Source organism: Yersinia thracica, from assembly GCF_902170565.1.
In the GTDB taxonomy this organism is placed as follows: Bacteria; Pseudomonadota; Gammaproteobacteria; order Enterobacterales; family Enterobacteriaceae; genus Yersinia; species Yersinia thracica.
Window position 1 is genome coordinate 1 of sequence record NZ_CABHXX010000046.1, and the last position, 13,909, is coordinate 13,909.

Sequence of the window (13,909 nt, forward strand, 5' to 3'; positions counted from 1 at the left end):
TTTATAATTGATATGCAATGTAATTAAGTATGTTAATTATCAATGTATTACGCTGTGGGTTTTGTACTAATTAGAAAATAAAAATATAATTATTTAAAATGACGATGCCAAATTGATAAATTTGGTTTATGCTTAAATTCACTTAAGTCAGTCAGTGCTCAAAATAGTCATCTTAATATTTGCCGTGAGCTTGGATATATCTAAAAATCCTAATATTGCTCTGATCTGTTTTTTTAGTCTGTTATTCAAAATAAAAATTCATTTTCTGCTTTTGACACCGCACAGCCTATATTTTTGTAGCACTCTGCCCATTAGTGATGGAGGTTTTATGAAAAAGATAGTTTTTGTTCTTGTGTTAATGCTGACTTCATTTTGCACATTAAGTCAGGAGACGGTTGGTGATGTATTATCGACACCTATCGCCGCTGAGGTAAACAAAAAAGCGTGTGATATTGAGTCCCCACCCACTCCAGGAGAGGATGATTGGTGTTGTGAGATATGTTGCAATCCCGCGTGTGCTGGTTGCTAAACTTATCTTTCACTCAGCATAAGGGGAGCACTAGCTCCCCTTAATGAAAACAATTTTTCAATGCAATAAATTAATTACATTGCACTTTAATGGCTAAACCACCACGGGAGGTTTCGCGGTATTTAGCATTCATATCTTTACCGGTCTCAAACATGGTCTCGATCACTTTATCCAGTGAGACACGCGGTTCACTGGTACGGCGCATAGCCATCCGTGCAGAGTTAATGGCTTTTACCGAGGCAATCGCATTACGCTCAATACACGGCACTTGCACCTGACCCGCAACCGGGTCACAGGTCAGACCCAGATTATGTTCCATACCAATTTCAGCGGCGATACACACTTGAACCGGGCTGGCACCCAGTAGCTCGGCCAGACCGGCAGCCGCCATTGAACAGGCAACACCCACTTCACCCTGACAGCCCACTTCAGCGCCAGAAATCGACGCATTCATCTTATACAAGATCCCGACAGCACCGGATGACAGGAAATAGCGGATAAAGATTTCAGGGGTAACCGGCTCGATAAAGTGATCGTAATAGGCCAATACTGCTGGCACGATGCCACAGGCGCCGTTAGTTGGCGCAGTAACCACGCGGCCACCCGCAGCATTTTCTTCGTTAACCGCCAGTGCGAACATATTGACCCAGTCAATGACATTCATTGGGTCGCTGGACAGCTTATCCGAGGAAACTAACAATCGGCGTAATGGCGCGGCGCGGCGCGGCACTCGCAGCGGGCCTGGTAGCACCCCTTCGGTGTTCAGGCCACGATCAATACAGGCGCGCATGGTTTGCCAAATCGCCGTAAAGTAGGATTCAATCTCTTCTTTGCTGTGCATCGCCAGCTCATTCTGCATCACCATGCCGGAGACCGACATACCGGTTTGCTCGCAGTTAGCCAGGATTTCTTCAGCAGAATTGAACGGATAGGGCACACTGACGGCATTCACCACGGCTTTACCGAAATGCTCTTCATCAACGATAAAACCGCCGCCGATTGAATAATAGGTCTTGCTAAGCACCTTTTCATCACCGGCATAGGCGTGGATCTGCATACCATTCTCATGCAATGGTAAATTATCACTGCGGAATACCATCCCGCCCTCACGCGGGAAGTCAACTTCATGCAAACCATTGGCTAACATCAATTTTTGACGTAATTCCACATCCCGAATAAACGCTGGAATACTGTCGATATCCACGGTATCGGGCATGTTGCCCGCTAACCCCATAATAATGGCGATATCAGTATGGTGGCCTTTCCCGGTCAGTGACAGTGAGCCATAAACATCGACGGCTACTCGCGTGATCGACGGCATTAACCCTTGAGTGACCAGCAAATCAGCAAACTCTTTGCCGGCTTTCATTGGCCCAACAGTATGAGAACTGGAGGGGCCGATACCAATTTTGAACATATCAAAAACGCTAATCACGCTAAAACTCCTTAACAAAGCTTTTTGTTATTCTCGGTATGGATGAATGTGGCCGAGAATATCTGTATTAAGTAAAGAGCCCTGTAGATAGCTGCAGGTGACTTCGTATTAAGTATTGCTATCATCGGGCTCTGTAAATTGAGGTTCTACTGGTGTTGGCGGTATCAATTTGATATCGCAACCATGGCATTTCGCTACCAATAAATCATTATCACTATCAGCTTTTAACCTTACATTTTTAGTGGTTTATAGTGATGAAAGATATTTTACAGATATTTCATAACGCTGACAGGTCAGTTTACAGTTTTTTTAAAATGGTTGTGCAGAGAAAGTAGAGTAAAAATCGAGATGATGGGGTGATAGGGATCGCTTTATGCTGTAATTCAGCTTTTTTAGCCGTCATGCTGTGAAGTGGGTCACGCATTACCCTTACTATTAATGCGTCTATTAGGGTTAAATACTGACCTGCTGTGCCAGACGGCGAATAATCGCCGCAGTTAGCCCCCAGATAAATTGGCTTTCATACCACGAAAGATAGACTCGGTGATTGATTCCCCCGCGATGAATATCCAGCGAATAGTAGCGCGACAGTCTGAGAGCTTCACGTAAGGGAATTTCAAACAACCCGGCGACTTCTTCTTCATTACCCTGAAAGGCGATATTGGCGGGAACCAAGCCGACGACCGGTGTGACCTGATAACCGCTGGAACTGTCGAGTGGAGCCAATTGCCCTAAAACATGTACTGCGGAGCCAGGGATCGCCACTTCCTCCTCTGCTTCTCGTAACGCGGTATCAATCAGTGAAAAATCCTGCGGGTCGGCTTTACCTCCGGGGAAGGCGACCTGACCGGCATGTTTGCGTAAATGATCGGAGCGCCGGGTTAGCAGCAATGTGGGTTCTGGTCGGCAAACAATAGGAATTAATACCGCAGCATGGCGGTCATGGGCAGAAAAACTGCCGGGTTGAGGCCGTTGTAGCTGGAAGCGGCTAATAAATTCAGACAAAGTTTGCCCCGATTGGCTTACCAACATGTTATTCATCAATCTGTCATTCACAGAATTGCTCACTCATGAATTAACTATTTTCCAGTAGGGGCAATATTCGGGCGATTTTATCAAAAGTTTCTTGGTATTCAGCCTGTTCCTGACTGTCAGCCACAATTCCACCGCCGGCAGAACAATATATTTTACCGTTTTCAGTCAGCAGGGTGCGGATGGTGATATTGGTGTCCATCGTGCCACAGCAACTAATATAGCCAATATTGCCACAATAGGCGTTACGGCGCTGGGGTTCCAGTTGTTCGATGATTTCCATAGCCCGAATTTTCGGCGCTCCCGTTATCGAGCCGCCGGGAAAGCAGGCGCGCAATAATGCGGTTGGCGGTGATTCTGCGGGCAGAATCGCGGTAATGGTGCTGACCAAATGATGCACCGCCGGGAAAGGCTCGACCACAAACAGCTCCGGCACCCGCACAGTGCCCGGCTGTGCAACCCGGCCAATATCATTGCGCAGCAGGTCAACAATCATCAGGTTTTCAGCGCGATCTTTAGTGGAGTTAGCTAACCGCTCCGCTTGCAAACGGTCTTGTTCGGGGTCATCCAGCCGCGGCAAAGTGCCTTTAATGGGGCGGGTTTGAATATGATGATTTTCCAACCATAAAAAGCGCTCCGGCGACACGCTCAAAATTGCGTTTTTTTCTAAGCGAATAAAAGCCGAAAAAGGCGCTTGATTACTGCGGCTCAATGATAGAAAAGCTTGCCATTCATCACCCTGATACTGCGCGCTGAATCTTTGGGCCAAATTAATCTGATAACAGTCGCCACTGTGCAGATATTCCTGAATTTGCCGGAATTTTTCGCCATATTGCTCTCGTGACATATTGGCCTGCCACGGGCCTGTTAACTTAAATGGCAAAGTAGCTTCGGGGTTTTTTTGTTGCAGCAACCACTGCAAGCGCTGTTCAGCATCGCCATGACAGACCAGTGTCAGTTTTTGCAAATGATGATCGGCAATCAAAGCCCAGTCATACAGGCCGACCGCCATGTCCGGTAAGGCGATATCTTGCTCGGCCAGCCCCGGTAATGTCTCAACCCGCCGCCCCAAATCATAACCAAATAACCCTAATGCACCACCCAAAAAAGGCAGGTCAGGGTGAGGTGGGATAGGGGGAGAAAACTTATCCAATTGCTGCTGCAATAAAGAGAATGGGTCTTCGTGGGAGAGTTCCTGGCCTTGCGCACTGATAATTTCTGTTTGCTCGCCCCGCGTGGTGAGAGTGACTTGCGGGTCGGCGACCAGAATATCAAAACGGTTATGGGTGTGTTCAGCAAATCCGGAGTGCAGCAACATGGCCCAAGCTTGATGGGCAAGAGGGGCAAATTGCTGGAGCAGGGCATCTGGTTGATAAGGCAAGGTTTTGCAGGTCAGGTTTTTCACACTCATGAGTCACTATTCTTTCTTTCGGCTGGCCATATTAGGCGGTGGAAGGGTATTTTCACCACCAAAGTTGGGCAAGATTAGCATAAATTACCCAGTATTGGGGGCTGTTCACCCGAGGCAGTCAATTCACCGTAAATAGTGATTCACTTTAAATAACAATAAACAGGTATACTGAATCAATTATATGCAGGAGATAAATCAATGTTAGCGGGTATGCCTTCACTTTCTCATGAGGAACAGCAAGAAGCTGTCGAACGTATTCACCAATTCATGTCGGAAGGAATGAGCAGTGGCGAGGCGATTGCTTTGGTCGCCGCAGAAATTCGCGAGCGGCACCAGAATGATCCACAAGCCATGCCTATCTTTGAAGATTCTGACTTTGATGAGAGTGATGAGTCTGATTATCGTCGTGATAATGAGCAGGATGCGGACGAAATAGAAGACCCGTACGAGGGGTAAGCTCCGGTTTTTGAGGTTATTGACAAACCTCTTTTATAGCCCGGAGTCTGGCGGGGCGACTGCACCGATGGGCGCTCCGGTCGCTTACGCGACTACGACCCATTCGGCACATTTCCCCGTGAATCAACTTTGTCAGCGGTTTGAATAAACCCGCCGTGATGGCGGGTTTTTATCGATCACGGGCTTACTTATCGATCACGACCACCGCATCTGCGGCACGTTTTGCCACTTCAATCGCGGTATCAATATCATCAGCTACCGCCAACGCCACACCCAACCGCCGTTTACCCGCAATATCAGGTTTACCAAATAAACGAATTTGTGTGTCACCGATCAGGGCGGTTTCCAACCCATGGTAAGCAATATTCTGGCTGGTCAATTCGGGCAAAATAACTGCCGACGCCGCTGCGCCATACTGACGAATGGTGCCAATGGGCAAGCCCAAAAATGCGCGCACATGCAAGGCAAACTCAGACATATTCTGCGAAATCAAAGTCACCATGCCGGTATCGTGAGGGCGCGGTGAAACTTCACTGAAAATAACCTCATCACCACAGACAAACAATTCCACCCCAAATAACCCGTAGCCCCCTAGCGCCGTGACCACTTGCGAAGCAATCTCTTTCGCCCGCGCCACCGCAATATCGCTCATCATTTGTGGCTGCCAGGACTCACGGTAATCGCCATCTTCCTGACGGTGACCAATGGGCGCACAAAAGTGGATGCCATCAACTGCGCTGATGGTCAGCAAGGTGATTTCAACATCAAAGTGTACCAATCCCTCGACAATCACTTTACCGCCGCCCGCGCGGCCACCTTGTTGCGCGTAATCCCACGCGGCCTGAAGTTGCTGTTCATTGCGAATCAAACTCTGACCTTTACCGGAGGAACTCATCACCGGCTTGACAATGCACGGGTAACCTATCTCACTGACCGCCTGGCGGAAGGCGTGCTCGGTCACGGTAAAGCGGTAGCTGGAGGTCGGCAATTGCAGCGTTTCGGCGGCCAGACGGCGAATACCTTCTCGGTTCATGGTCAGGCGAGTGGCTTCGGCGCAGGGCACCACTTTCTGGCCCATATTCTCCAACTCAACCAGCATATCGGTGGCGATAGCTTCAATTTCCGGCACGATATAGTGCGGCTTTTCCTGCTCGACCAACAGCTTGAGCGCTGCACCATCCAGCATGTTAATCACATGGCTACGATGAGCAACATGCATCGCGGGTGCATCGGCGTAGCGATCAACCGCAATCACTTCCAGCCCCAGCCTTTGGCATTCAATCGCCACTTCTTTACCCAGCTCTCCAGAGCCAAGCAACATAACACGGGTGGCATTCGGGCGCAGAGCGGTTCCAATAGTCAGCATAGTGAGGTACCTACATCAGTGGAAAATTTTGACACGCGATGAATTTTACGGGCATGAGTATACGGCAAAATGGCGACGAAAACGATTGCGTATTGGCTTCTAAGCACAGAATCAGACCATTTTATCGCTATTGATGCGGTATAGTTCCGGCAATAGCCCTATCTCTGGTATTATCGCGCCAAAATCTTGCGCTCGCCTTCAGGCTATCGCTGCCATTCCATTCCGTTATAAGAGTTACTGCCGTGAGCACAACGTCCTTTTCTTCCCTGACACTGCCTGCTGAGCAGTTGTCCAATCTTAATGAACTTGGCTATACCGAGATGACACCGGTACAGGCCGCAGCATTACCGGCCATCCTCAATGGGCAGGATGTTCGGGCAAAAGCCAAAACCGGCAGTGGTAAAACTGCGGCTTTCGGTATTGGTTTGCTGGACAAAATTGCTGTGGGTGAGTTTGTCACTCAAGCTTTAGTGCTGTGCCCAACACGTGAACTGGCTGATCAGGTCAGTAAAGAATTGCGCCGGTTAGCGCGATTTACTCAAAACATTAAAATCCTGACCCTGTGTGGCGGCCAGCCGATGGGCCACCAGTTAGATTCTCTGGTGCATGCCCCGCATATTGTCGTCGGCACGCCGGGGCGAATTCAGGAGCATTTGCGCAAGAAAACGCTGGTGCTGGATGACCTCAAAATTTTGGTGCTGGATGAAGCCGATCGCATGCTGGATATGGGTTTTACTGATGCCATTGATGATGTCATTGCCTATACCCCACCGCAGCGCCAGACATTGCTGTTCTCGGCGACTTATCCGGCGGGTATTGAGCAAATCAGTGCGCGGGTTCAGCGCCAGCCCGTCAATGTTGAAGTCGATGATGGTGATGAAGCGCCCGCGATTGAGCAGGTATTTTTCGAAACCACGCGCGAAAAACGTTTGCCGCTGCTGATCTCCGTCCTCAGTCATTATCAGCCCGCTTCTTGTGTGGTGTTTTGTAACACCAAGAAAGATTGCCAGAGTGTCTATGAGGCGCTGGAGTCCCGTGGTATCAGCGTGTTGGCCTTGCATGGCGATTTAGAACAGCGCGATCGTGATCAAGTGCTGGTGCGTTTTGCCAACCGCAGTTGCCGGGTGTTAGTCGCAACTGATGTTGCTGCTCGGGGTCTGGACATTAAAGACTTGGAACTGGTGGTCAACTTCGAACTGGCATTTGATCCCGAAATTCATGTGCACCGCATCGGCCGTACCGGGCGGGCAGGGATGAGCGGTCTGGCGGTGAGCCTGTGTACCCCACAGGAAATGACCCGCGCCCATGCCATTGAAGATTATATGCAAATGAAACTGAAATGGACGCCAGCCGAGCAGGTAAGCCGCAGTGCCAACAGGATGCTGGAACCTGAAATGGTCACCTTATGCATTGATGGTGGCCGTAAAGCTAAAATTCGCCCAGGCGACATTCTGGGGGCTTTAACGGGGGAGGCCGGTCTGACCGCCGCAGATGTGGGTAAAATCGATATGTTCCCGGTTCATGCTTATGTTGCTATTCGCAAGGCGAGCGCCAAACGTGCTCTTCAGCAGCTACAGCAAGGCAAGATCAAAGGCAAAAACTGCAAAGCCCGTTTATTAAAATAATCACTGTAGGGGGCGATGGTGGTTGCATCGCCCCAATAAATCACATTATACTGTGGTTATGTACAGTAATCTGTAAGTGAAGAGGACGCGTATCAATGGCCGTTGAAATAAAATTCGTCGTGGTAAGACAGGGTGAGGAAAAAATGACTTTCACAACCAAAAAAGAAGCCGATGCCTACGATAAAATGCTGGATTTAGCTGACAATTTGTCTGAATGGTTGTCACAGTCACCTTTAACACTTGAAGAAGATCAACGCGAGGCCCTGAGCTTCTTCCTTGCAGAGAACAAAGACGCGTTAGGGCAAATTTTGCGTGGTGTCCACCCAGCGGCATCCGCCGAGGGGCAGCCAAAAGCGAAAGTTGAAAAAATCGTACCAGAGAAAAAATCCAAACCTGATGAAAATCAAGCGGCTTAATCTGCCTGATTTCGGCAGGAAGTGAAAAAGGGATCTAAAATGAATCGTGAAATCACCTTCTTTCGCCGGTTTGAGGCGGATATTCTGGCTGATCGCAAAACGATCACTATCCGGGATAGCAGTGAATCCGATTTTCGCCCAGGGGAAACCCTGCGCGTATGTCGCAATGAAGACGGCGTGTTTTTCTGCCATATTTTGGTTAAATCCGTCACTCCAGTCAGCTTGGATGCACTGACGCAACGCCATGCCGAGCAAGAAAATATGTCGCTGGATGAACTGAATAAAGTGATTAAGGAGATCTATCCGGGGTTGGAGCAGTTTTACGTGATTGAATTTACTCGGTGTTAATTGAATAGCGTTAATGCTTTGATTCTGTCGCGCTATTCACTCTGTAACCCCCCTTTCAATCATTGTTCCAGCCAGAGGATAGAAATAATAATATCTGGAGGAATGATGAGAAAGACAGGACTCGCCTTAATAGTGGCTGCGGCTTTGGTCGGTGTCATCAGTAGTGTACAGGCTCAGGAACCGCGGGTAGCAAAAGTCCCTGCTTGCATGGGGTTAAATCAATCCCAAGTTGCCACCCAAGTGAAACGGGATTTTCTACAAAATCGTATAACACGTTGGGAAGTGGATAAAAAGCTGCTGGGTACTGATAGCCCGGTTGCCTGGATTAGCGCGGTAGACATTACAGGCAAAGATGATATCTGGCAGGTTCCCTTGACCGCTCGCGGTAAAAAAGGTGATAAAACCTACCAAGTGGTGCTTGATTGTAAGGCTGGCACCATCACCTATACCCTGCGTGCTTGAAGCCATAGCAATGGAATTAAGCTAATCACGGACCAAACAGGTGCTGGCGCAAACCTATCCTGCACCTGTTTATCATGTTTTTTATCATTGAATTACACTCTTTCAACTCAAATTTAAGCAGATGCTGCCGCTTGGCATCGACAGGTAATCGTGTCACTCTCGGGATAACGAACACTGATGGACACTTCAACTAATGACCACACCTCCAAAGGCAGATAAACGGCCCTATCCGATGACGATGCACGGTGATATCCGTACAGATGATTATTATTGGCTACGTGATGATGAGCGCACTGATGCTGATGTTCTGAACTATCTGCAAGCTGAAAATGAGTTCACTGAGTCGGTGTTGAAGCCGCAGCAACCGCTTCGCGAAACTTTGTATCAGGAAATGGTTTCCCGCATCCCGCCCCAAGAAGAGTCCGTCCCCTATACCCGCAATGGCTACCGCTATCAAACACGTTTTGAACCGGGTAATGAATATGCCATTTACGTGCGCCAACCGGTTTGGGCTGATAGTAGTTGGGAAACCTTACTCGATGGTAATCAACGCGCGGCGGAAAGCGAGTTCTACACCTTAGGGGGCCTGGATGTTAGCCCAGATAATCAACTACTGGCAGTGGCTGAGGATTTCTTATCACGGCGTCAATATGATATCCGGGTAAAACATTTACAAAGTGATAGCTGGCAGCAGGAAGTGATCAGCAATACGTCGGGTAGCTTTGAGTGGGCCAATGATTCAAAAACACTGTATTACGTGCGTAAGCATGAAAAAACGTTGCTACCTTATCAAGTCTATCGCCATGTCGTGGGCACTGACCCTGCATCGGACCAGCTGATTTATCAGGAAGCGGACGATACATTCTATGTCGGTTTGGAAAAAACCACTTCTGAGCGCTTTATTGTCATTCATCTCAGTAGCACCACAACATCTGAAATTTTACTGTTGGATGCCGATCAGCACGAACCACTGCCGCAAATGTTCGCGCCACGCCGCAAAGACCATGAATATGGTTTAGATCACTATAAGCAGCATTTTTATTTACGTTCGAATAAAGATGGCAAAAATTTCGGTCTATATAAAATCGCCGATGCAGCTAAAGTGCCCGTTGATTTCGCTGATGAATCTCAGTGGCTATCCTTAATTGCGCCAAGAACAGAGGTTATGTTGGAAGGCTTCAGCCTATTCCGCGATTGGCTGGTGGTAGAGGAGCGTAGTGAAGGGCTGACACATTTGCGGCAAATTCACTGGGTCACCGATGAACAGAAATCGGTAACTTTTGATGACCCTACCTATGTCACTTGGTTGGCATACAACCCAGAGCCAGAAACTGAACTGTTGCGCTATGGTTACTCCTCCCTGACCACGCCAAGCTCCATGTATGAACTTAATATGGACACCGGTGCTCGTCAGTTGCTCAAGCAGCAGGAAGTCAAAAACTTCACACCAGAAAAGTATCGTAGTGAGCGGATTTGGGTCACTGCATCGGATGGTGTCAAAGTGCCAGTTTCATTGGTTTATCATCGTGATCATTTCGCCCCAGGCAGTAACCCGCTGCTGGTCTATGGCTACGGCTCATATGGCAGCAGCATGGATCCCGTATTCAGTGGTAGCCGTTTAAGTCTGTTAGATCGTGGTTTTGTCTTTGCACTGGCACATATTCGGGGGGGCGGGGAACTGGGGCAGCAATGGTATGAAGATGGCAAGTTGCTCAAGAAATTAAACACATTCAATGACTTTATCGATGTTACCAAAACATTGGTTACCAAGGGTTATGGTGATGCTAAACGTGTTTTCGCTATGGGCGGTAGTGCGGGCGGCTTGTTGGTGGGCGCGGTTATTAACCAGGCGCCTGAATTATACAAAGGTATTGTGGCGCAGGTGCCATTTGTTGATGTGGTCACCACTATGCTGGATGAATCTATCCCTCTGACGACCGGCGAGTATGACGAGTGGGGCAATCCAAACGATAAGGCCTATTACGATTACATCAAGCAATATAGCCCATACGATCAGGTTAAAGCTCAAGATTATCCGCACATGCTGGTGACTACCGGGTTGCATGACTCCCAGGTTCAATATTGGGAACCGGCAAAATGGGTCGCGAAACTGCGGGAAATGAAAACTGATGACCACAAATTATTGCTTTATACCGACATGGATTCGGGCCATGGGGGTAAATCAGGGCGCTTCAAAGCTTATGAAGATATTGCTTTGGAATATGCTTTTATTCTCTCTTTAGCTTGATTCAATGAAATCGATTACGCCAGATAATGTGTCAAGGTATGACGCATATCTGGCGTAAGGTCGGCAATTGAAGTCAACATCCAGCGCAGGTAGTCCGGATCTTGCCGGGCTATCTGTTCAATACTTTTCCCACGATATTTCCCAAACTTAAATGTCTGTAACAACAGCGGTTGTTGCGTCATTTCCACCATTTGCTCGGCGTTCCATCCAGAGTCTCGTATGATGCGTTGCAACAGGGCGGCGGTGACATAACAATCATACAAAGCACGATGTGGATAAAGATTATCTGGTACTGAAACATTCAGGCGCAAAGCGTAGCGCAGATATTGATTACTGTACTTAATATCAGGATAGAGCATACGGGCGAGCTTTAACGTGCAAATCCATTGGCCGCCCATCTCCGGTAACACACCGCGGTCAAAGGGGGCGTTATGAGCGACATAATACGGGCTCCCTTGATATTTTCTGACCGCAACGGCAATGCGCGGTTTACCTTCCACCATTTCTTCGGTGATATGGTGAATGACCATGGCATCGAGACTGATTGGCCTGTCTGGGCTAACCAAATCATTCATAGGGTTGCTCAATAATCCGTCCACCATATCGATAGACGCGATTTCGACAATACCGCCCTCTAAACCACAAGTTTCTGTATCGATGACACGAAAATACATTCTTACTGTCCCCCGCGATGCTTAAATATTAGCAACAAAAAACCCGCCTATCGTGGCGGGTTGACTGACGAGACGAAAAGTCCGTTATTCTGCGCTAGTGGAAGATGACTTTTTAGCGCGTTTCTCAGCTTTTTTCTCAGCTGGTGTTTTTAGTGGCTTTTTCTTCGCGTTCTTTTTGCTGTCCATTCCCTTACTCATGGCTTGCCTCTCTTTACCTTCGGTTAGGTTGGTACGCCCTCCTATTAACCACCTAATGGGGGAGAGTTGCAAGGGAAGAAAACATGAATATATTTAATGCATTGTTTAATAACGGTATTATTAAATATCAATCTCTCTTATTACATTCTAACAAACGCCATGTTTTGAGCTAAGACCTGAAAATTAATTAAGTTATGGTGTATTTATCACCTGTTGATGGAATTAATGTGCTGATTGGCGTAAATGTAATGTTTTATCGTTGACCCTGTGGGCTGTATAAGCTTTGATAACTCTAGTGTCTTAACAAACATGGAAAAATAATGGAACAATTACGTGGGCTTTATCCAGCGTATGAGCCTTACGATAGTGGCTTACTAGACACGGGTGATGGTCACCAGATTTACTGGGAACTCTGTGGCAACCCTGAGGGTAAACCCGCAGTATTTATTCATGGTGGCCCTGGCGGCGGGATCGCGCCTTATCACCGGCAACTTTTCAACCCAAAGAAATACAAAGTATTACTTTTTGATCAACGCGGGTGTGGGCGCTCGACTCCTCATGCCAGCTTGGATAACAACACAACCTGGCATCTAGTCGATGACATTGAACGGCTGCGTGAGATGGCCGGTGTAGATAACTGGTTGATATTTGGCGGATCTTGGGGTTCGACACTTGCGTTGGCTTACGGTGAAACCTATCCCGAACGGGTCAGTGAAATGGTTTTACGCGGGATATTCACTTTGCGCAAAAAAGAGTTGGATTGGTATTATCAGGACGGGGCCTCCCGTTTCTTCCCCGATAAATGGCAGCGCGTATTATCCCTGTTAACACCAGAAGAGCAGGGCGATGTCACTGCCGCTTACCGCAAGCGGCTGACCTCACCGGACAAAGCGGTACAATTGGAGGCCGCAAAAATTTGGAGCTTGTGGGAGGGCGAAACAGTCACTTTACTGCCAACCAAAAGCGCGGCTTCTTTCGGTGAAGATGACTTTGCTCTGGCATTTGCCCGCATTGAAAATCACTATTTTACCCACTTGGGCTTTTTGGATAGCGATAACCAACTGCTCGATAACGTCACGCGCATTCGCCATATTCCTGCGGTAATTATTCATGGTCGATATGATATGGCTTGTCAGCCACAGAATGCGTGGGATTTAGCAAAAGCATGGCCGGAGGCTGAATTGCATATTGTCGAAGGTGCTGGACATTCCTTTGACGAACCCGGGATCTTGCACCAACTGATTCTTGCAACCGACAAGTTTGCCCGAAAATCCTAGCGATTCTCACCGCCAAACTCCCGCAGATTTTTGTGCGGGAGTCTCTTGCTCATGACTTCATTTTGGGTTCATACGGCAAGCGAGAGAATTTATTTGATTCACTGCGGTAGTGTGCCAACCGCTGTAAAAAGTATTCACGTAGCTCATCCGGCTGTTCTCGAGCAACCATTTCAGGGATCACCGGCATATTGTAGCGCTCTTTAAATGCAACCCCAGAGGCGGCCAGATCGACATTCATTTTTGCTGTTTCTTCATCAGAAAGCTCAGCCAGATTATATCCCATTTCTCTTCTCCTTCGTGGCGCGTCGGCAGTTATGGCGCAAAAGGTAATGCAGCTGACAGATATTGGCAAGAGGCTAATGCGCTCAGACATAGCCCCATCAGACTCATAATTCGTTTCAGAACGACCATCGCCGTATAACTTCACAACAG

Annotated in this window: 14 protein-coding genes; 8 read left to right on the forward strand and 6 right to left on the reverse strand. The window is 48.1% G+C overall.

The window, feature by feature from the left end:
• The first annotated feature begins 358 nt into the window (after positions 1-358).
• Complete coding sequence (locus FTA91_RS05990; protein ID WP_319802886.1) at positions 359-529, forward strand: ST-I family heat-stable enterotoxin; 171 nt, start codon at positions 359-361, stop codon at positions 527-529.
• A gap of 70 nt (positions 530-599) precedes the next feature.
• Here the strand turns inward: FTA91_RS05990 and FTA91_RS05995 are convergent, their stop codons facing one another.
• From FTA91_RS05995 to pabB, 3 genes are all read right to left on the reverse strand, one after another.
• A complete protein-coding gene (locus FTA91_RS05995) occupies positions 600-1,964 on the reverse strand; it encodes an L-serine ammonia-lyase (RefSeq protein ID WP_050116295.1) in 1,365 nt (454 codons plus the stop codon).
• Positions 1,965-2,417: 453 nt separating this feature from the next.
• Entirely contained in the window at positions 2,418-3,005 is a 588-nt protein-coding gene (locus FTA91_RS06000; RefSeq protein WP_050116296.1) for a CoA pyrophosphatase, read from the reverse strand.
• Positions 3,006-3,039: 34 nt separating this feature from the next.
• Entirely contained in the window at positions 3,040-4,407 is a 1,368-nt protein-coding gene (gene pabB / locus FTA91_RS06005) for an aminodeoxychorismate synthase component 1 (protein ID WP_050116297.1), read from the reverse strand.
• 198 nt (positions 4,408-4,605) lie between these two features.
• Here pabB and FTA91_RS06010 point away from each other — a divergent pair, with 198 nt between their 5' ends.
• Positions 4,606-4,863, forward strand: a complete 258-nt coding sequence (locus FTA91_RS06010; RefSeq protein WP_050116298.1) for a YoaH family protein — start codon at positions 4,606-4,608, stop codon at positions 4,861-4,863.
• Between the two features lie 184 nt (positions 4,864-5,047).
• Here FTA91_RS06010 and purT read toward each other — a convergent pair whose 3' ends face one another.
• Positions 5,048-6,229 (reverse strand): formate-dependent phosphoribosylglycinamide formyltransferase, encoded by a 1,182-nt coding sequence (gene purT / locus FTA91_RS06015; protein ID WP_145583068.1) that lies wholly within the window; start codon positions 6,227-6,229, stop codon positions 5,048-5,050.
• 242 nt (positions 6,230-6,471) lie between these two features.
• Here purT and dbpA point away from each other — a divergent pair, with 242 nt between their 5' ends.
• From dbpA to FTA91_RS06040, 5 genes are all read left to right on the forward strand, one after another.
• Positions 6,472-7,854, forward strand: a complete 1,383-nt coding sequence (gene dbpA, locus FTA91_RS06020) for an ATP-dependent RNA helicase DbpA (protein ID WP_050116300.1) — start codon at positions 6,472-6,474, stop codon at positions 7,852-7,854.
• Positions 7,855-7,949: 95 nt separating this feature from the next.
• Positions 7,950-8,270 carry a YebG family protein gene (locus FTA91_RS06025; RefSeq protein ID WP_145534224.1) on the forward strand — a complete coding sequence of 107 codons (321 nt, stop codon included), beginning with the start codon at positions 7,950-7,952 and terminating at the stop codon, positions 8,268-8,270.
• Positions 8,271-8,309: 39 nt separating this feature from the next.
• Positions 8,310-8,618 (forward strand): N(4)-acetylcytidine aminohydrolase, encoded by a 309-nt coding sequence (gene yqfB, locus FTA91_RS06030; protein ID WP_050116302.1) that lies wholly within the window; start codon positions 8,310-8,312, stop codon positions 8,616-8,618.
• 105 nt (positions 8,619-8,723) lie between these two features.
• Positions 8,724-9,080: a protein YebF gene (gene yebF / locus FTA91_RS06035; RefSeq protein ID WP_174634962.1), complete on the forward strand. Its 357-nt coding sequence runs from the start codon at positions 8,724-8,726 to the stop codon at positions 9,078-9,080.
• A 193-nt stretch (positions 9,081-9,273) separates the two neighbouring features.
• A complete protein-coding gene (locus tag FTA91_RS06040; protein ID WP_050116304.1) occupies positions 9,274-11,328 on the forward strand; it encodes a S9 family peptidase in 2,055 nt (684 codons plus the stop codon).
• Positions 11,329-11,342: 14 nt separating this feature from the next.
• Here the strand turns inward: FTA91_RS06040 and exoX are convergent, their stop codons facing one another.
• Positions 11,343-12,002, reverse strand: a complete 660-nt coding sequence (gene exoX, locus FTA91_RS06045) for an exodeoxyribonuclease X (RefSeq protein WP_050116305.1) — start codon at positions 12,000-12,002, stop codon at positions 11,343-11,345.
• A gap of 518 nt (positions 12,003-12,520) precedes the next feature.
• Here exoX and pip point away from each other — a divergent pair.
• A complete protein-coding gene (gene pip / locus FTA91_RS06050) occupies positions 12,521-13,477 on the forward strand; it encodes a prolyl aminopeptidase (protein ID WP_050116306.1) in 957 nt (318 codons plus the stop codon).
• 49 nt (positions 13,478-13,526) lie between these two features.
• Here pip and FTA91_RS06055 read toward each other — a convergent pair whose 3' ends face one another.
• The gene (locus tag FTA91_RS06055) at positions 13,527-13,760 is read right to left on the reverse strand and encodes a DNA polymerase III subunit theta (RefSeq protein WP_004389928.1); all 234 of its coding nucleotides are present in this window, start codon (positions 13,758-13,760) and stop codon (positions 13,527-13,529) included.
• Between the last annotated feature and the right edge of the window lie 149 nt (positions 13,761-13,909).